Genomic DNA, 17,546 nt, shown 5'->3' on the forward strand with positions numbered 1-17,546 from the left:
CCAGGGACGACGCACGCAGAGGCAAGCCGCCCAGGGTGCTCACCGCCAAGGAGATCGTCGAGAGCGGGCTGCGCAGCTCGCACTATCGCAAGTACGAACTCCCTCTGCTCAGCGAGCCCGTGGCCTTCCCGGAGCGGGAGGTACCCATGGACGCCTACGCCCTGGGCCTGCTCCTCGGGGACGGTTGCCTCACGGGTTCGACCACACCGCGTTTCGCGACCAACGACCCGGAGCTGGCCGAGGCACTCGAGACGCTTCTCCCCGGTGTTCGCGTCAGGCACAAGTCCGGTGTGGACTACGTTCTCAACCGCGAGAGCGCGCCGGGCGACGTGATCACCATCACCAACCCGGTCACGGCGATCATGCGTGACCTGGGACTGTGCGGGACTGGGTCCGACACGAAGTTCGTCCCGGACGACTACCTGTACAACACGGCCGAGGTGAGGTTGGCCCTGCTCCAGGGCCTGCTCGACTCGGACGGGGGACCGGTCACACAAGCGGGGCGCACCTGCCGCGTGCAGTACGGAACGGCGTCCCCGCACCTGCGTGACGCGGTGACCTTCCTGGTCCGGTCTCTTGGAGGCGTGGTCTACGAGCGTTGCCGCCCAGCCGAGGGGCGTGCACCGGGCCTCGCCCGGGGACGGGAGGTCTTCCACCGCAAGGACGCCCATGCCCTCGACCTGCGTCTGCCCGAGGGAGTTCAGCCCTTCCGGCTCCGACGCAAGAAGGAGAAGTACGACGCGACCGGTGGGGGACGCCCGATGCGCTTCGTCGACTCCGTCGAACCCGCCGGAAGCGAGGAGTGCGTGTGCATCCAAGTGGCGGCGGAGGACTCCCTCTACGTCACCGAGGACTTCCTGCTCACACACAACACACTCAACGACTCCTTCATCATCCTGGACGAGGCGCAGAACACCTCTCCGGAGCAGATGAAGATGTTCCTCACGCGGCTCGGCTTCGGGTCGAAGATCGTGGTCACCGGTGACGTCACCCAGGTGGACCTGCCCGGCGGGCAGACCAGCGGGCTCCGGACCATCGAGAACATCCTGCGTGATATCGACGACATCGCCTTCTGCCGACTGACCAGTGAGGACGTCGTGCGGCACCGGCTGGTGGGGCAGATCGTCGACGCCTACGGGCGCTACGACGCCGATCAGGGCGGCCGGAGCGACGGCGACCGGGGCCGCCCGGGACCGCGCGGCGGACGGCGCGGGGGCGGTGACACCCCGAAGGACGGGGGCGGCGGCGCCGAGGGCCCCCAACACCGGGCAGACTGAGAAGAAGTACGTAGTGACACCGGCCGGTGGGCCCGCCTCGTGCGGGCCCACCGGTGTCGGTGGGCGCCCCTCGCCGGGCGCCGGGCGGAGCGAACCCGCCCACCCACACCGAATCCAAGTGAGGCAGCCCCAACCGATGAGTATCGACGTCGCCAACGAGTCCGGCGTCAGCACCGTGGACGAGGAGCGACTCTCCCGTCTGGCCCGGCACGTGCTCGACGCCATGCGGGTGCACCCGTTGGCCGAGCTGTCGGTCGTGCTGGTGGACGAAGGACCCATGACCGACCTTCACGTGCGCTGGATGGACGAGCCCGGCCCCACCGACGTGCTCTCGTTCCCCATGGACGAACTGCGCCCCGGCGGTCCCGGACGCACCAGCGAACCCGGTGTGCTCGGTGACGTGATCATCTGCCCGCAGGTGGCCGAGCGCCAGGGCGAGAAGGCCGGTCACGGTACCCGGGCCGAGATCGACCTGCTGTGCACGCACGGCATCCTCCACCTGCTCGGCTACGACCACGCCGAGCCCGAGGAGCACAAGGAGATGTTCGGTCTCCAGGGCGAGATCCTCGCCGCCTGGAACGAGCGTGAGGCCGCCGCCGACGGGACGACCGAAGGGGACGAGAGCGCCCGATGAGCGCGTCGCTGGCCACGGGTGACCCCGTGGTGTGGTCGGTGTCCCTGGCGGCCGCCCTCCTCCTGACCGCGGTGGCCGGTTTCCTGGTGGCGGCCGAGGTCGCCGTCACCCGAGTGATCTCCATGGGCATGGAGGACGCCCACGCCGAGCGCCCCGCACGGGTGCGCGCCGCGTGGGAGCGGGTGCGGGTCAATCCCACCGAGCATCTGAACATGCTGCTCTTCCTGCGCGTGGTGTGCGAGGTCTGCGCCGTGCTCGCCGCCGTGGTGGGCATGGTCTTCCTGCTGGGAGCCGGCTGGCCCGCCCTGGTGCTCACCGCCGTGGCGATGGTCGTGGTCGAGTGCGTCCTGATCGCGGTCACCCCGCGCATCCTCGGCCGCCAGTTCGCCGGTCCTCTGGCCCGGGTCAGCGCGACGGTCGTGTACCCGCTCCAGGTGGTGCTGGGTCCGCTCGCCCGCCTGCTGGTGGGGGCGGGCCGCGCGCTCACCCCGCGCGGCAAGGGCGACCGGGACGGCCCGTTCAGCACCGAGGTGGAGCTGCGTCAGCTCGTGGACCTGGCCGAGCAGGGGGAGGTGATCGACCCCGAGGAGCGCCAGATGATCCACTCGGTGTTCAAGCTGGACGACACCTCCGTGCGCGAGGTGATGGTGCCCCGGCCCGACATCGTCTTCACGGGCCGTGACGCGGACGCCGACGCGGTCCTCTCGCTTGCCATGGCCAGCGGGTACTCGCGTATCCCGGTCACGGGTGAGGACGAGGACGACGTGGTCGGCATCGTCTACCTCAAGGACCTGGTGGAGCGCCTGCGCGACCGCTGGGCGGCCGCCGCCGGGGGCGCGGACGACGTGCCCCTGACCGCCGGGGACGTGATGCGTGACGCCACGTTCGTGCCCGACACCAAGCCCATCGACGAACTCCTGCGGGAGATGCAAAAGCGCCGCAACCACGTGGCGGTGGCGATCGACGAGTACGGCGGCACCGCCGGGCTCGTCACGCTGGAGGACATCGTGGAGGAGATCGTCGGCGAGATCACCGACGAGTACGACCACGAGATCGCCCCGGTGGACTGGCTGGACGACGACCGTCTGCGGGTCACCGCGCGACTGCCCCTGGGTGAGCTGGCCGAACTCTTCCCCGAGCGCGACCTGGAGGTCTCCGACGTGGAGACCGTGGGCGGCCTGGTGGCGTTCGTGCTGGGTCGCGTCCCGGCGGGCGGCGCCCAGGCAGAATACGCTGGACTCCGGCTCACCCTGGAGGGCAAGAGCAGCCGCCGCAACCGGATGACCACGGTGCTGGTGGAGCGGCTCGCCCCCGAAGGGGACCAGGGCCCCGACCACGACGTAAGGAGCACGGACCAGTGACGGACACGACGGGACTCGGCCCCGAGGACGCCAAGCTGATCACCCTCGCGCGCGCCTCCCGGGCACGGAACGCGGCGGCCGAGGGCGCCGCGGTACGCGACGAGACCGGGCGCACGTACGTGGCCACCACGGTGTCGCTGCCCTCGCTCCAGCTGAGCGCGCTCCAGGCCGCCGTGGCCGCGGCGGCCTCCAGCGAGGCCTCCGCTCTGGAGGCCGCGGTGGTCGTCACCCAGGCCAAGGAGCTGACCGAGGCCGACCGCGCGGTGGCGGACGACCTGAAGACCCAGCTGGTGGTGATCGCGGCCCCCGACGGGGTGCCCGCGAACATCGCCCGGCGTTGAGAAGGACCGATGAACGACCTCGACCTTGAGAAGCTCCGCGTGCCGCTGGAGCCGCTCTCCTTCCCGGAGGGCTTCCGGAGCGGTTTCGCCTGCTTCGTGGGCCGCCCGAACGTGGGCAAGTCCACCCTGATGAACGCGCTGGTCGGGCAGAAGGTGGCGATCACCAGCAACCGGCCGCAGACCACCCGGCGGACGGTGCGCGGGATCGTGCACCGCCCGGACGCGCAGCTGATCATCGTGGACACGCCCGGTCTGCACAAGCCCCGCACCCTGTTGGGGGAGCGGTTGGACTCGCTGGTGCGGTCCACGTTGGTCGAGGTGGACGTGATCGCGTTCTGTCTGCCGGCCAACGAGCCGATCGGGCGCGGTGACACCTACATCGCCAAGGAGCTGGCCGAGCAGACCAACACTCCGGTGGTGGCGCTGGTGACCAAGACCGACCTGGTGGACCGGGCGGCGGTCGGGGAGCACCTGATGGCCGTGAACGAGCTGGGCGACTGGGCCGACATCGTGCCGGTGTCCGCGCGCGGGGAGTTCCAGCTGGACACGGTCACGGACGTGCTGTGCTCGCACCTGCCGAAGGGGCCGCCGCTGTACCCGGAAGGCGACCTCACGGACGAACCGGACGAGATGCTCGTGGCGGAGCTGGTCCGCGAGGCCGCCCTTGAGGGTGTCCGGGACGAGCTCCCGCACTCGATCGCGGTGGTCGTGGACGAGATGTACGAGCGGGAGAACACCAAGCCCGGCAAGGAGCTGGTGGACATCTACGCGTCGCTGTACGTGGAGCGCCCCAGCCAGAAGGCGATCGTGATCGGCTCCAAGGGTTCGCGTCTGCGTGACGTGGGCTCGCGGGCCCGCAAGCAGATCGAGGGGCTGCTCGGGCAGCGGGTCTTCCTGGACCTGCGGGTGCGGGTGGCCAAGGACTGGCAGCGCGACCCCAAGCAGCTGCGCAAGCTGGGCTTCGACCAGCAGACGTAGTTCGGCGGTCTCGAAGCGGACGAGGGGGCGTGACCACATGTGGTCACGCCCCCTCGTCGTGGTGCGGGTCAGCTCTGGTTGTTGAGGTCGGTGGCCAGGACCCGGGCGCACCGCTGCACGATGGGTGCGGCGTGGTCCACGAAGTCCCAGCTCACGCGGGCCTCGGGGCCGGAGACCGACACGGCCATGCCGGAGGGTGCGTCCTTGACCGGGACGGCCACGCATCGCACGCCCACCTCCTGTTCACCGTCGTCGATCGCGTACCCGGTCTCGCGGATGCGCCGCAGTTCGGAGAGGAAGGCCTCGGGGTCGGTGATGGTGCGTTCGGTGGCGGCGGGCATCCCGGTGCGGCGGACGGCGGCCAGGGCCTCCGCATCGCTGAGCTGGGACAGCAGGGCCTTGCCGACCCCGGCGGAGTGCGGCAGGACGCGGCGGCCGACCTCGGTGAACATGCGCATGGCGTGCGGTGAGGGGACCTGGGCGACGTAGATGACCTTGTCGCCGTCGAGCATCGCGAGGTTGGCGGTCTCGCCGAGGTCCTCCACGAGTTGGGCGAGGTGGGGGCGGGCCCAGGTACCGAGCATGCGGGCGGCCTTGTCGCCGAGCCCGATCAGGCGGGGGCCCAGGGCGTACCGGCGGGAGGGGAGCTGGCGCACGTAGCCGTTGCCGACCAGGGTGCGGATGATGCGGTGGATGGTGGGCAGGGGCAGGCCCGAGGAGTCGGCGAGCTGACTCAGGGAGGCCTCGCCGCCCGCCTCGGCCATGATCTCCAGCAGGGCGAAGGCGCGGTCGAGTGACTGCACGCCACCGGAGCGCCGGGCCGTCTCCTCTGGAGGGCGTGGCTGGTCCGTTTGGGGGATCTGTGAGGCTGACAAGGGTCGTGCTCCCATGCTGAGGGCCGCTGCGGTCTCGCCCATCATTCTGCAATACGAAAGGAGGTTTTCGCTCTCTGTTGCTTGCGGAAGCTTCGCGTTCGCAGGCGCGGGAGTCTCGGGACCCTTGTTCTTCCGAATGGCAGAAGTTATTATCCGCATATAGAAATTAGTGACCGGACTCTCAACGACCCCCGAGGGCCGGCACCGACGACGGAGGAGGACACGACACGTGGCGAGTGACAGCCTTGCTGGCCTGACCGACCTGGTCACCGAACTCGACACCCGGCTGGCCGAGGCCGACGCCCGACTGGACCGTGAGTACCCCGGGACCAGCGGCGGCCGCCAGCCCGTCCACAGCGTCTACGTTCCCGCCGACCGCATCCAGCCCGGCCTCGCCGCCGCCTGGGGCGAGGAGGCGATCGCCTCCCTCGACGAGTACGCGCCCAGGGCCGCCGATCTGGCCGGGATCACCGGTCTGAGCGAGGCCGCCGTGGCCGACGCGATCCCGCTGGTGCGCGCCAAGCTCGCCCGCGAGCCCATCGAGGACCTGCGAGCCGACTTCGAGGACGGCTACGGGTCCCCCGGTGACGAGGCCGAGGACGCCCACGTCCTGGCCACCGCGAACGCGTTCGTCTCGGACCTGAAACAGGGGACGGCCACCCCCTACTTCGGGATCCGGATGAAGGGCATGGAGGCCGCCGGGCGCCACCGCGGCGTCCGCACGCTCACCCTCTTCCTCCAGACCCTGCTGGAGGGACACGGCTCCCTCCCGGACAACCTCGTCCTCACCCTGCCCAAGATCACCTCGGTCGAGCAGGTCGAGGCGATGGTGTGGGTCAGCGAGCGCCTGGAGGAGCGCTTCGGCCTGCCCGCCGGGCGCCTCCGGTTCGAACTCCAGATCGAGACCCCCCAGTCCATCCTGCTCACCGACGGCACCGTCGCGGTCTCCCGCATGATCCAGGCGGGCCAGGGGCGGGTCACCGCCCTGCACTACGGAACCTACGACTACAGCGCGGCCTGCGGGATCACCGCCGCCCACCAGAGCCTGGCCCACCCGGCCGCCGACTACGCGAAGGCCGTCATGCAGGTGGCCGCCGCCGGGACCGGCGTGTGGCTCTCCGACGGGGGCAGCAACATCCTGCCCACGGGCAGCACCGAGGACGTGCGCTCCGCGTGGAACCTGCACGCCGGGCTGGTCCGCCGCTCCCTGGAGCGCGGCTTCTACCAGGGCTGGGACCTGCACCCGAACCAGCTCCCCATCCGCTACCTGGCGACCTACGCCTTCTACCGGGAGGCCTTCGCGCCCGCCGCCGCCCGTCTCAGGGCCTACCTCGGCCAGGCCGGGGGCAACGTGATGGACGAACCGGCCACCGCCCAGGCCCTGGCCTCCGTGCTGGCCAGCGGCCTGCGCTGCGGCGCCCTGGAGGAGTCCGAGGTGGTCACCGCCGCCGGTGCGGACGCCGGTACCATCGTCGCCCTGGCCACCCGCCGTGTCGGACAGGAGCAGTGAGTTGACCGAGCACGCACTCGTCGTACGCGCCCACCGCGCGCTCACCCCCGAGGGTGAGCGCGCCGTCAGCGTGGTCGTGGACGACCAAAGGATCACCGAGGTCCTCGCCGGTGACGACGTTCCCGTCGAAGCCGCCCGCGAGGTGCGCCTGGCCGAGGACGAGATCCTCCTCCCCGGCCTCGTTGACAGCCACGTGCACGTCAACGAGCCCGGCCGCACCGAGTGGGAGGGCTTCGCCAGCGCCACCCGCGCCGCCGCGCTGGGCGGTGTGACCACCCTGGTGGACATGCCGCTCAACAGCGTGCCGCCCACCACCACGCTCGACGGCCTCAAGGCCAAACGAGCCGTGGCCGAGGGCAAGCTCGCCGTGGACGTGGGCTTCTGGGGCGGGGCCGTCCCGGAGAACTCCGGAGCGGACACCACCGGCACCCTCGCCGACCTCTGGTCCGAGGGAGTGTTCGGGTTCAAGGCGTTCCTGTCGCCCTCCGGGGTGGACGAGTTCGGGCACCTGTCCCCGGAGCAGCTGAACACCGCAGCCACGGCCATCAGGGCGTTCGGCGGCAGGCTGATCGTGCACGCTGAGGACCCCAAGGTGCTGGACTCGGCGCCCGCCGCGTCCGGCCGCGACTACGCGGACTTCCTGGCCTCGCGCCCCGACGAGGCCGAGAACGCCGCGATCGCCCTGGTGATCGACACGGCCCGCCGAACCGGGGTTCGCGCGCACATCCTGCACCTGTCCAGCGCCTCGGCCCTGCCCCTCATCGCGCAGGCCAAGCAGGAGGGCGTGCCGCTCACGGTGGAGAGCTGCCCGCACTACCTCACGCTGGCAGCCGAGGAGATCCCGGCCGGTGGGACCAGCTACAAGTGCTGCCCGCCGATCCGCGACGGCGCCAACCGCGACCTGCTGTGGAGAGCGCTCCAGGACGGCCTGATCGACTGCGTGGTCAGTGACCACTCTCCGAGCACCCCCGACCTGAAGGACCTGGACACCGGTGACTTCGGCACCGCCTGGGGCGGCGTCGCCGGGCTCCAGGTGGGTCTGTCCGCCATGTGGACCGAGGCCAGAGGCCGGGGCGTCCCGCTCGCGGAGGTCGTCCGGTGGATGTCCGCCAGGCCCGCGAGTGTGGCCGGTGTGACCGGCAAGGGCTCGATCGCCCCTGGTATGGACGCTGACCTGGCGGTCTTCGCCCCCGACGAGCCCTTCCACGTGGAGGCGGGCTCGCTGGCGCACCGCAACCCGGTGAGCGCCTACGACGGCGCCGACCTCCTGGGCCGGGTCCGCCGCACCATCCTGCGCGGCGCCGAGGTCACCTCGGACAGCGTGAACGGCCGGATGATCACCCGGAACTGACCGGTTCCGGCCCCGGGCGCCCCGCCACCACCGGGGCGCCCGTTCTTGTGAGCGGAGTCGTCAGACAGACCTCAGCCCCAGGGGGGCGAAACCCACCCACGTGCCGTAGTAACCCGCACAGGACAAACCCCCTGGTGCACAGGGGTGTGGACGTGCACGTGTGTGCTGCCTTGAGTTGTGCGGGGTTCGAAGTTCCGCCATGTGCTGTAGTAACCCGAACAGGACGATCCTCCTGGGGTGCAGGGGGTGTGGACGGGTACCCGTGTGCTGCCACCGGTGGCGGGGCTTCTAGCAAACTCCCTGGGCTTGAGGGGTTCGCGCCCTGTGCATGCTCGACCACCGGTGGCGGGGCTTCGCGTAACCCTCTGGGGCTGAGGGTGCCGCACACCTGCATGTGCTCTGAGGCCTGCGGGCATGTGGAAGGGCGGGCCCGCTGACGCGTGCCCGCCCTGGTCTCTGTGTGGGGGCTGCTGGCTGTGGATCAATTCGCACTTGCTTCCCAGCCTCGGTTCCACTCCCGCCCCGTCGCCTTTCGACGGTCGCGAGTCTCGTGAGCGATCTCCGAGCACGCGTCCACGAATCAGGCCTCTTGATTTTTCGGCAATGGTTCGTAGGCATCGCGGAGGCGGCGGACAGCGGCCTCCGCCACGGCCCGGACATCCGTCGCGTGTAGCGGAGTGGGAGCAAGGGCGGAGCTGAGCGAGAAGCCTTCGACCAGGGTGATGAGCAGAAGCGTCTCGCGGTGCAGCGCCTGTTCGTCGATGGCGCGGTCAGCTAGCGCCGCGCGCAGGAGTGGATCAATCGCGGCTGCTGCCGCGGCGCTCGCGGCGGCGATCTCGGCGCCGATCTCAGCGTCCGCCCGTCCCATGACTCGGTACTCGACGAGGGCGATGTTCTCCTTGCGCTCCTGCTCGCTGGTCGGAGCGGTGAAGGTGATCACGTCCACGATCCGTGTCGTTGGGTCTTCGGACAGGGTTGGAGCGCGTTGTTCTGCGCGTTGGATCAGGACGCGCAGGGTGAAGCGCATGAGTTCGCGGACGTTGTTGCCGAAGTAGTGCCGGATGCTCCCGATGGCCAAGCCGGTGCGCTCGGCGATGCGGGCGAGGGTCACTGACTGGAGGCCGTGCACGGCGATCTCGTCGATCACGGCGTCGGCGATCAGCTCCCGGCGAGTGTCTGGGTCGACTCTTTTTGGCATGCCGCCATCCTACCCACAAATAGCATGGACATGCTAATTTGATGAGCATTCCAATGCCAGAAAAGATCCGGGGGAATGCGCCATCGCTTCGCCCGAGGCCATTGGCGGCAGCCTGCTGGATTTCGAAAGCCCACCCGCCGGGGCTCGAAGAAGCCTCTGATCCCGCACGCGGGGCAATGGGGAAGGGATACGCGACTCCGACCGCAGAATCCCCGTTGATGCCAAGGGGGCCCGTACTTACACCGACGCGAGAGACGGCCCGGGAACACTGATGCCGCGACGCATGACATTGTCTCCGCAGCCGATGGGTCCGGCGGCCTGCACGGCAGTCATACTGATGTGCTGGTGATCGGCGCGGGGATTTCTGGGATCGGTGCCGCGCACCGGCTGAGGGTTGACTTCCCGAACCTCGGATTCGTGGTCATCGAGGCTCAGGGTGAGCGGGGCGGCACGTGGTGGACACATCGATACGCCGGTGTCCGTTCGGACAGCGACCTGTTCACCTACGGCTACCGACAAACTTTGCCGGGGTCGGTCATCGCGGGCTGAGGCGAGATCCTCGACCCTCGACTAGGTGATCGCCCAGGGCATCCACTACTGCTGCCGAGTCGCGGGACTGGAGCGGTCGTCACACGATGGGCGATGGGTCCCGCAGGTCAACCGCCTTGATACCGGCGAGCAGCTGCAGGTCACTGCGAACTTCCTCTGGCGGGGCGTCGTCGGACGCAGGCGTGCTGGTGCCTCGGGCCGCGGATCATCGTGCTTCTCCTTCGGAGGGCCGCGTGTCAAGGGGGAACGGATCGCCTCGGTCGCCGCCCGGGACGTCGCCGCGACTTCGGCCGCGATCTCGGGGTCCCGTGCGAGCCATGACGCGGTACTCCACCAGGGTGAAGTTCTCCCGGTGCTGCTGTTCGTCGGTCGGCGTGGCGAAGGCGATCAGCTCCACGATCCCGGTCGCGGGGTCGTTGGACGGCTTCGGGTTCCGGTCCTGGACGCGTCGGATGAGGACGCCCAGCGTGAAGCGCATGAGACCTCGCCCAGGGTGTTGCCGAAGTAGTGCCGGATGCTCCCGATTGCCAGCCCGGTCCGGGTGGAGATCCGTGCGAGGGTCACCGAGCGGATCCCGTGGTCGGTGATCTCATTGATCACGGCGTCGGCGACCTGCTCGCGGTGCATGTCGGGGTCGACTCGTCGGGGCACGGACTCATCATAGACGGGTGTGGCATGCCTGTGCTACTTTATTGGCATGAGCATGCTAGAAAACTCATCGTGGCCCGAAGACGCGGGGCAGAACCGATCCGCCCATCGCCCGGGTGAGGGATCGGACGTGCTCGGAGATCTCGGCCTCGGCGACGACCAGGCAGGGGTCTGGTCGACGGACGAGCCGGCTCCGGGCGCGTCGCTGCCGCCGTTCCCACGGTCCCTCTCGATGGAACGCACCCGCTTCACCGTCGACCTCCCTGATCGCTCGACGGCCACGGTCGACGTCGATCACCTCGCTGGTCGGGCCTCCCTCTACCGGGATGATCGGCATGTCCGGACCTGCGACATGCCGGCCCGGTTCGCGCTTGGACCGGACCACCTTGAGGTCGCGGCGAGCAGGTACGGCATGAAGCGCATCCACCTCGTCCACGCCGACGGTCGCGAGCGACGTCTCGATCCCGCTCCGGGCACGCCCGAACACTGGCGTGCGCAGCTCTCTCGTGAGCATCCTGGGCTCGGGCGCGCCCTAGCCGTCTGCGCGGTCCTCGTGCTCGCGATCAACCTGATCCTGCTCGCCCCGCAGGCACTCGACCTGCTCACCCACCAGGCGTTCTGGGCCGATCACTTCAGCTCGTTCGACTCACCGGTGTCCCTGCCCGCTTGGGCCAACACCGCGCTCACCCTCGCCACGTGCCTCGCTGGCACCGAGAGGGCGCTTACCTTCCGTCATCACCGCCTCCTCGACGTCGAAACCGACGGCATCGCGGACTGACGACCCACCCAGACCATGAAGGAGACACCCATGTCGACCCGACCCCCCGCCCAGCGTGGACCACGGTGCTTCACGATCGGGCTCGCCGTTGTGACGCTCCTGCTGCTTGCCGCGTGCACGCCCGGCTCCCCCTCATCGGGCGCCGACCCCGGCCTGGATCCCTACCTGGAGCAGGACGTCGACTGGGGTGGGTGCGAGGAGCGCGCCACCACCGCGGTGGACGCCGAGTTGTTCGCTGACCCTGCGCTGGAGTGTGCCTCGGTCGAGGTCCCGATCGACTACGACGATCCGCAGGCCGAGCGTGCGCAGATCGCGCTGATGCGCCTGCCAGCCACCGGCGAGGCAGAGGCCGAGGGCTCCTTGCTGATCAACCCGGGCGGGCCCGGCGGGTCCGGGATGAGCTTCGTCGCGTCCCTCCTGCCCATGTGGCAGGACAATCCCATCGCCGAACGGTTCGACGTCGTCGGCTTCGACCCGCGCGGCGTCGGGGCGTCGACGCCCTCTCTCGGCTGCCATACCGACGAGGAGCGCGACGCGGGCGACGTCCCCGGGTTTGCCGCCGTCTACGACATCACCAGCGCCGAGCAGGCCACCGAGCTCGCGCAGCGGTGCATCGACGGCTCCGGCGGCGTCGACAATCTCGTCAACGCTGGGACCACGAACGTCGTGCGGGATGTGGACATCCTGCGCGCGGCGCTCGGCGATGAGCAGCTGACCTACCTCGGCTACAGCTACGGCTCTGAGCTCGGAGCGATGTACGCCGCGACCTACCCCGACAAGGTCCGCGCGATCGTGCTCGACGGAGCCACTTCGCCCGAACTCACAGCGCTCGAGTTCCGACGCACCCAGTTCATCGCTGCTCAGGAGCGCTTCGACGATGTCGCCGCGCTCTGCGCAGAGACGTCGGACTGCGTGCTCGGTCCCGACCCGGCGAAGGCGACCGATCGGCTGCACGAGATCCTAGAACCGGTCGTCGAGAACCCGGTACTCACGTCCGATGGCCGGGAGGTCAGCGTCTGGGACGTCTACCTCGGGCTCACCGCCGGGTTGGCCTCGGAGTCGACGTGGCCCGAGGTCGTCTCCGCTCTGACCGAACTGGACGCTGGCGACGCCGACGAGATGCTCGTTCTGCGCGACAGCTACTTCGAGCGCGGTCCGGATGCTGTCTACGCCAGGAACCTCGACACGAACATCGCCGTGCGGTGCATGGACTGGCCTCGGCCGACGTCGCAGGAGCTCACCGAGCACGCCCGTGAGCTCGGTGACGTGGCCCCGATGTACGACCTCGACCTGCTCACGGGAGGGACCTTCCACAGTGAGTGCGAGGCGTGGCCAGCGCCGCCCACGCGCAACGAACCCTGGCTCCCTGCTGACGTTGAGGACCTGCCCGAGACGCTGGTCGTGTCGATCACAGGTGATCCCGCGACGCCGCACGGGGGCGGTGTGGCGATGGCCGAAGCCCTCGGCGCGAACCTGTTGACCGTTGACGGCAAGCAGCACGGCGCCTACCTCCTCGGCGGCAGCAGCTGCGTCGACGAGGTGGTCGAGACCTACCTCCTGGATCTGCAGACCCCGCCCGACGACGCCACGTGCAGTCTCTGAGGTAGTCGGCGCGCGGCCAAGGGCGCCGTGGACTGTCAGGGCCGCGCAGTGCGATTGGCGCGACACCCGTCCGTCGTAGCGTGCTGCCCGTGATTGGAACCACGATGGAAGCATCCGCGAGCAGCATGTGGCGGCGCGCCTCACAAACGGTCGCTTCCGAGGGCCGGGTCCCGCTGGTGGCCAAGATCAAGGTGCGCGGTCCGGTGGGCCGCCCCAGGAGCCGACCGATCGTGGTCGCCGCAGACAAGGCGTACTCATCCCGAGTCAACCGCACCCACCTGCGCAGGCGCGGTATCAGGTCGGTGATCCCGGAGAAGGCTGACCAGGCCGTCAACCGTAAGAGGAAGGGGGCGGCCGGGGGCCGCCCCCTCAGCCACGACAGCGAGTTGCACAAGGACCGCAACACCGTGGAGCGGACCATCAACAAGATCAAGGAATGGCGGGGGCTGGCCACCCGGTACTCCAATAGAACCGGCACGAAACACGCGGGGCTCCATCTGCGCGGGCCGTCCTGTGGTTGCGCGGCCCGCCCGCCGCACCATGATCCAAACTCAGAACAGGCCCTGGCTCCGGGTGGCTTCCCAGCGGTCGCGGAGGTCGGCGGAGCCGGTCTCCGTGAGGGAGCCGAACACGTTCAGGCGGGCCATGCCGCCGTCGGGGAACACGTCGGTGCGCACGTGGGTCACGGTGACCGGCGAGTCCAGCACGAAGCGGTGGGCGCTGTCGGGCTGGAGCTTGGTGCGGCCGACGATCTCGAACCACTCGTCCGGGGTGTCCGAGTGCGTGTCACGGCCCAGGATGGCTACCCAGCCAGCCGAGTTGCCCTTGAGGTAGGCGGTGTCCAGCTCGATGGCGCGGACCGAGGCCTGGGCGGTGAGGCGGAAGCGGACCCAGTCGTTGCCGGTGTCGCGGCGGCGGCGGTTCTCCCAGCCGTCGTCCATCTTGTGCGAACGGCCCGGCAGGATGATGTTCTCCGGCGAGGAGTAGAAGCGGTCCGAGGCGTCCTCGACGGTGCCGCCGTTGACCAGCGCGGCCAGGTCGAAGCCGCCGAGGGCCGACAGCCAGGCCGGGTCGGCGACGGGCTCGCCGTACACGCGCAGGCGCGCCACACCGCCGTCGGGGAACTGCTTGAGGCGCAGGTGGGTCCAGCGGCGCTCCACCTCGATCCTGAAACCGTTCTCGGCGTGGCCGTAGACGGGCGTGCGCGCCACGATCTCGGTCCAGTCGGCGGCCAGGAGCTCTTCGGTGGTGGGGGTCCCGTCGACGTGCGCCACCTCGACGCTGATCTCCGTGGGGTGGTTGCCGCGGAAGTGCGCGGTGTCCACCACGATGCCGTGGATGACTCCGGGCAGGGCGAGGCGGACCAGGGCCCAGTCGTGGTCGTCGGCGGTGGGGTGCGGCTGCTCGGCGCTCACTCCACGGCGGCGGCGGGTCTCCCACCCGTCCATGACCTTGCCCTTGTGCCCGAAGTGGTGCGGGTCGAACACCGCGGGCTCGGTCCGCAGCATGTTCTCGCGGTGGGCGAAGAACTCGTCGTTGGCGGCGACGACGCCCCCGCCCAGTCGGCGGTCGGCTAGGTCCACCAGCCCGGCGAAGTCCAGTTCGGTCTTCTTGAAGTCGGCGTAGGGGTCGCCGCCGGGGTAGGGCTGGGCGTTGTAGGCGCGGGGGTCGAAGGACGGGTCCTTGCTCACGTTTCTCCTGTCGTTCGCTGCTTCAGTCCAGCGTCGCAGGAGAGACTGGTTAATTCCAGCGAAAGTTTTTGATCACTATGTTCGCTTTGGCTGAACGTTTGACAGGCGCGCGGCGGCGTCGGCGAGAGCCCTGAGGGCGAGGGCGATCTGGGGGCGCCCACCGGCGCCGGAGCGCACGGCGGTGACCACGTGGCGGCGGGGCTGTTCGGAGTGGGGAACGCGCAGCGTGACCCCGGGGGTGTCACCAGCGGCGGCCAGTCGGGGGATCAGCGCCACCCCCATGCCTGCGGCGACCATGTCGAGGATGGCCCGCCAGTCCGAGGCCACGTGCGCCTGCTCGGGGACGAACCCGGCCTGGGCGCAGGCGGCGAGGGTGATGTCCCGCCAGGGCCCGGCGGCCCCGTAGATCCAGGGCTCCTCGGCGAGTTCCCTCATGCGCAGCGCGGGTGTGGTGGCGAGCCGGTGCTGGGCGGGCAGGGCCACGTCGAGGGGGTCGGTGAGCAGCTCGGTCCGGTCGTAGCGGCCGTCGTTGCTGGTGGGAGCCTGCGCTGCCAGGGAGAGACCGATGTCGATCTCCCCCGCGGAGAGGAGGTCGTACACCTCGGCCGCCTCGGCCTGGTGCACTCGCGTGCGCAGTCCCGGGTGGTCGGCGCGCAGGGCGTTGAGCGCCGGGACCACCAGTCCCGGGATGGCGGTGGCGAAGGTGCCCACGCGGACCCGTCCGGCCTCACCCCGGACGAAGCCGTCCAGTTCGGCCTCGGCCCTCTCCAGCTGGGCCAGCACCACGTCGGTGTGCCGCAGCAGCACGTGCGCGGCGTCGGTGAGCCGCACCCGGCGCCCGTGGGCCTCCAGCAGGGCCACGCCCACCTGTTGCGAGAGGGAGGAGAGCTGTTGGGAGACGGCCGAGGGCGTCATGGACAGGGCCTCGGCCGTCGCCCGGACGGTTCCGAGCTCTTCGAGGGTGCGGAGTACGCGCAGCTTGCGCAGGTCCCAGTCGGTCACCCTCACAGGCATACCATTCACCGTCACTTAACAGAAGCGGGGCGGGCGCGTGATCACGGCGCTCCGCCCCCGGGGATGGGACTCGGGTCAGGTCCTCTCGTGCTCCCCGCCCCGGTAGGTGGCGCCCGCCTGGTCCGTGTACTTGGCCTCACCGGGCCCGGCGCTGCCGATGTCCGCCTGGTCGATCTCGGCGGGGTCCGCGGAGGGGCCCCGACCGATCACGTTGAAGCAGATGTTCAGCAGGATCGAGACGATGGCCGCGCCGATGATGCCCGAATGCGCGATCAGCTCCACGGACTCCGGCAGGAACGCGTAGAAGGTCGGGTAGGCCAGCGGGATGACGGCCACGCCGATGGAGGCGGCGACCAGGATGAGGTTGAGGTTGTTGGTGAAGTCCACCTTGGCCAGGGTCTTGATGCCGCTGGCCGCCACGCTGCCGAACAGCACCAGCCCGGCACCGCCCAGGACCGGGGTGGGGATGGCGGCCATCACCCCGCCGAGCACCGGGAACATACCCAGGACCAGCAGGATGCCCGCGCCGGTGGCCACCACGAAGCGGCTGCGAATGCCGGTGAGGGCGAGCAGACCGATGTTCTGCGCGAACGAGCTGGTGGGGGTGGCGCTGAAGATCGGGCCGATGATCGAACCGCTCACGTCGGCGCGCAGTCCGGCGGAGATGCGCTTGGCGTCCACCTTGGAACCGGTGATCTCGCCGACCGCGATGATGTGCGAGGCACCCTCGGTGAGGACCACGAGCATGATGATGCACATGGTGATGATCGCGGCGACCTCGAACTGCGGAGCACCGAAGTAGAACACCGAGGTGGGGTTGAAGACGACGTCGGCCTCTCCCACCCGGCTGAAGTCGGTCATGCCGAGCGGGACGGCGACCAGTGTGCCCACGACCAGGCCCAGCAGGATGGACAGGCGTCCCCAGATTCCCGGGAACAGGCGGGAACCGACGAGGATGACGGCCAGGGTGAGCCCGGCCAGGGCGAGGTTGGCCACGGGCGCGGCCGGGACCTCGGCGCCGTCCTCCATGACGCGCACGGAGTCGTCCATGATCCAGCGCGCGGCCACGGGCATCAGGCTGACGCCGATCACCGTGATGATCGTGCCGGTGACGATCGGGGGGAAGAAGCGGATGAGCTGCCCGAAGAAGGGGGTCAGGAGCAGCGCGAACACACCGGCGGCCATGGACGCGCCGAAGGCGATGGGGAGGTTCTCCCCGTCCTGGCCGGCCGCGAGGGCGGTGATCGCGCTGACGGGCACGAAGGAGCAGGCCACCACGATCGGCATCTGCGCGCCGATCCTCTTGTGACCGACGGTCTGCATGAGGGTGGCGATACCCGCCACCAGGAGCGCGCCGCTGACGAGGATTCCCATGGCGGCGGGGTCGTTCGCGAGCCCAGCGGCGGCGCCGATGACCAGGGCCGGTGCCACCGCACCGGCGTACATGGTGAGGATGTGCTGGAGCCCGTAGACGAGCATGAGCCGCACGGGCAGCTTCTCGTCCTCGGGCCGGGAGGGGGTAGTGGCGGTTGTTGTGGCCGAGTCCTTCGCGGACGGACTGTTCGACATGGCCAGTTTCCAGCCTTTGCGATCGGCGGTCACCGAGAGAGGGGGGTGACCGGGTTCTCCGGGGCGGGTGCCCGGTGGTGTCGCGCCGGCCTCGAACGCCCGGGACAGCTGTTTCCGGGCATGACGAAGGCCGGTGTGGCCCAACTCGGGTGGGCAGGCGAGGGTGACCT

General features: G+C 69.8%; 15 protein-coding genes and 2 pseudogenes. 11 read left to right on the top strand and 6 right to left on the bottom strand.

Annotated features, from left to right (window positions below; translation table 11 throughout):
- Positions 1–872: 872 nt before the first annotated feature.
- The 5 genes and pseudogenes from KBX21_RS27145 to era form a co-directional block, all read left to right on the top strand.
- A pseudogene (locus KBX21_RS27145) lies at positions 873–1,277 on the top strand (PhoH family protein); the annotation flags it as partial.
- Between the two features lie 136 nt (positions 1,278–1,413).
- On the top strand, positions 1,414–1,911 hold the full coding sequence (gene ybeY, locus KBX21_RS17635; protein ID WP_049574307.1) for an rRNA maturation RNase YbeY: 498 nt from the start codon (positions 1,414–1,416) through the stop codon (positions 1,909–1,911).
- Complete coding sequence (locus tag KBX21_RS17640; RefSeq protein WP_210842560.1) at positions 1,908–3,272, top strand: hemolysin family protein; 1,365 nt, start codon at positions 1,908–1,910, stop codon at positions 3,270–3,272. Before ybeY ends, KBX21_RS17640 begins: the two co-directional genes overlap by 4 nt.
- Positions 3,269–3,613 (top strand): hypothetical protein, encoded by a 345-nt coding sequence (locus tag KBX21_RS17645; protein ID WP_017546295.1) that lies wholly within the window; start codon positions 3,269–3,271, stop codon positions 3,611–3,613. The genes KBX21_RS17640 and KBX21_RS17645 overlap by 4 nt, the downstream gene beginning before the upstream one ends.
- Positions 3,614–3,622: 9 nt before the next feature.
- Complete coding sequence (gene era, locus KBX21_RS17650) at positions 3,623–4,591, top strand: GTPase Era (protein ID WP_049574314.1); 969 nt, start codon at positions 3,623–3,625, stop codon at positions 4,589–4,591.
- Between the two features lie 68 nt (positions 4,592–4,659).
- On the opposite strand, the gene KBX21_RS17655 is transcribed toward era, so the two are convergent.
- On the bottom strand, positions 4,660–5,394 hold the full coding sequence (locus KBX21_RS17655; protein ID WP_049574318.1) for an IclR family transcriptional regulator: 735 nt from the start codon (positions 5,392–5,394) through the stop codon (positions 4,660–4,662).
- Between the two features lie 301 nt (positions 5,395–5,695).
- Here KBX21_RS17655 and KBX21_RS17660 point away from each other — a divergent pair, with 301 nt between their 5' ends.
- Both KBX21_RS17660 and allB read left to right on the top strand, forming a co-directional pair.
- On the top strand, positions 5,696–6,976 hold the full coding sequence (locus KBX21_RS17660) for an aldolase (RefSeq protein WP_210842561.1): 1,281 nt from the start codon (positions 5,696–5,698) through the stop codon (positions 6,974–6,976).
- 1 nt (position 6,977) lies between these two features.
- On the top strand, positions 6,978–8,327 hold the full coding sequence (gene allB, locus KBX21_RS17665; RefSeq protein WP_210842562.1) for an allantoinase AllB: 1,350 nt from the start codon (positions 6,978–6,980) through the stop codon (positions 8,325–8,327).
- A 580-nt stretch (positions 8,328–8,907) separates the two neighbouring features.
- Here allB and KBX21_RS17670 read toward each other — a convergent pair.
- Complete coding sequence (locus KBX21_RS17670; RefSeq protein WP_017546290.1) at positions 8,908–9,525, bottom strand: TetR/AcrR family transcriptional regulator; 618 nt, start codon at positions 9,523–9,525, stop codon at positions 8,908–8,910.
- 339 nt (positions 9,526–9,864) lie between these two features.
- Between KBX21_RS17670 and KBX21_RS17675 the strand changes: the two genes are divergently transcribed.
- Entirely contained in the window at positions 9,865–10,074 is a 210-nt protein-coding gene (locus tag KBX21_RS17675; RefSeq protein ID WP_210842563.1) for an NAD(P)-binding protein, read from the top strand.
- 205 nt (positions 10,075–10,279) lie between these two features.
- Here KBX21_RS17675 and KBX21_RS26670 read toward each other — a convergent pair whose 3' ends face one another.
- A complete protein-coding gene (locus tag KBX21_RS26670; RefSeq protein ID WP_049574328.1) occupies positions 10,280–10,552 on the bottom strand; it encodes a hypothetical protein in 273 nt (90 codons plus the stop codon).
- 219 nt (positions 10,553–10,771) lie between these two features.
- Here KBX21_RS26670 and KBX21_RS17685 point away from each other — a divergent pair, with 219 nt between their 5' ends.
- The 3 genes and pseudogenes from KBX21_RS17685 to KBX21_RS17695 form a co-directional block, all read left to right on the top strand.
- The gene (locus KBX21_RS17685; RefSeq protein WP_210842564.1) at positions 10,772–11,500 is read left to right on the top strand and encodes a hypothetical protein; all 729 of its coding nucleotides are present in this window, start codon (positions 10,772–10,774) and stop codon (positions 11,498–11,500) included.
- Positions 11,501–11,530: 30 nt separating this feature from the next.
- The gene (locus KBX21_RS17690) at positions 11,531–13,102 is read left to right on the top strand and encodes an alpha/beta hydrolase (RefSeq protein ID WP_049574334.1); all 1,572 of its coding nucleotides are present in this window, start codon (positions 11,531–11,533) and stop codon (positions 13,100–13,102) included.
- Positions 13,103–13,239: 137 nt separating this feature from the next.
- Positions 13,240–13,605: pseudogene (locus tag KBX21_RS17695) on the top strand (transposase); the annotation flags it as partial.
- A 48-nt stretch (positions 13,606–13,653) separates the two neighbouring features.
- On the opposite strand, the gene alc reads toward KBX21_RS17695, so the two are convergent.
- The 3 genes from alc to KBX21_RS17710 all read right to left on the bottom strand — a co-directional run bounded on the left by alc (position 13,654) and on the right by KBX21_RS17710 (position 17,376).
- Entirely contained in the window at positions 13,654–14,793 is a 1,140-nt protein-coding gene (gene alc / locus KBX21_RS17700; RefSeq protein WP_210842565.1) for an allantoicase, read from the bottom strand.
- A 75-nt stretch (positions 14,794–14,868) separates the two neighbouring features.
- Positions 14,869–15,807, bottom strand: a complete 939-nt coding sequence (locus tag KBX21_RS17705) for a LysR family transcriptional regulator (protein WP_049574340.1) — start codon at positions 15,805–15,807, stop codon at positions 14,869–14,871.
- 75 nt (positions 15,808–15,882) lie between these two features.
- Positions 15,883–17,376: a nucleobase:cation symporter-2 family protein gene (locus KBX21_RS17710; protein ID WP_049574343.1), complete on the bottom strand. Its 1,494-nt coding sequence runs from the start codon at positions 17,374–17,376 to the stop codon at positions 15,883–15,885.
- Between the last annotated feature and the right edge of the window lie 170 nt (positions 17,377–17,546).

The sequence above is a fragment of the Nocardiopsis sp. B62 genome, from assembly GCF_018070675.1.
Classification (GTDB): domain Bacteria; phylum Actinomycetota; class Actinomycetes; order Streptosporangiales; family Streptosporangiaceae; genus Nocardiopsis; species Nocardiopsis prasina.

Bases quoted from the DNA above. Each gene is read 5' to 3' on its own strand.
- KBX21_RS17640 (WP_210842560.1), top strand. From the start codon at position 1,908: ATGAGCGCGTCGCTGGCCACGGGTGACCCCGTGGTGTGGTCGGTGTCC.
- KBX21_RS17670 (WP_017546290.1), bottom strand. From the start codon at position 9,525: ATGCCAAAAAGAGTCGACCCAGACACTCGCCGGGAGCTGATCGCCGAC.
- ybeY (WP_049574307.1), top strand. From the start codon at position 1,414: ATGAGTATCGACGTCGCCAACGAGTCCGGCGTCAGCACCGTGGACGAG.
- KBX21_RS26670 (WP_049574328.1), bottom strand. From the start codon at position 10,552: ATGCGCTTCACGCTGGGCGTCCTCATCCGACGCGTCCAGGACCGGAAC.
- era (WP_049574314.1), top strand. From the start codon at position 3,623: ATGAACGACCTCGACCTTGAGAAGCTCCGCGTGCCGCTGGAGCCGCTC.
- KBX21_RS17705 (WP_049574340.1), bottom strand. From the start codon at position 15,807: ATGCCTGTGAGGGTGACCGACTGGGACCTGCGCAAGCTGCGCGTACTC.
- KBX21_RS17685 (WP_210842564.1), top strand. From the start codon at position 10,772: ATGAGCATGCTAGAAAACTCATCGTGGCCCGAAGACGCGGGGCAGAAC.
- KBX21_RS17690 (WP_049574334.1), top strand. From the start codon at position 11,531: ATGTCGACCCGACCCCCCGCCCAGCGTGGACCACGGTGCTTCACGATC.
- KBX21_RS17710 (WP_049574343.1), bottom strand. From the start codon at position 17,376: ATGTCGAACAGTCCGTCCGCGAAGGACTCGGCCACAACAACCGCCACT.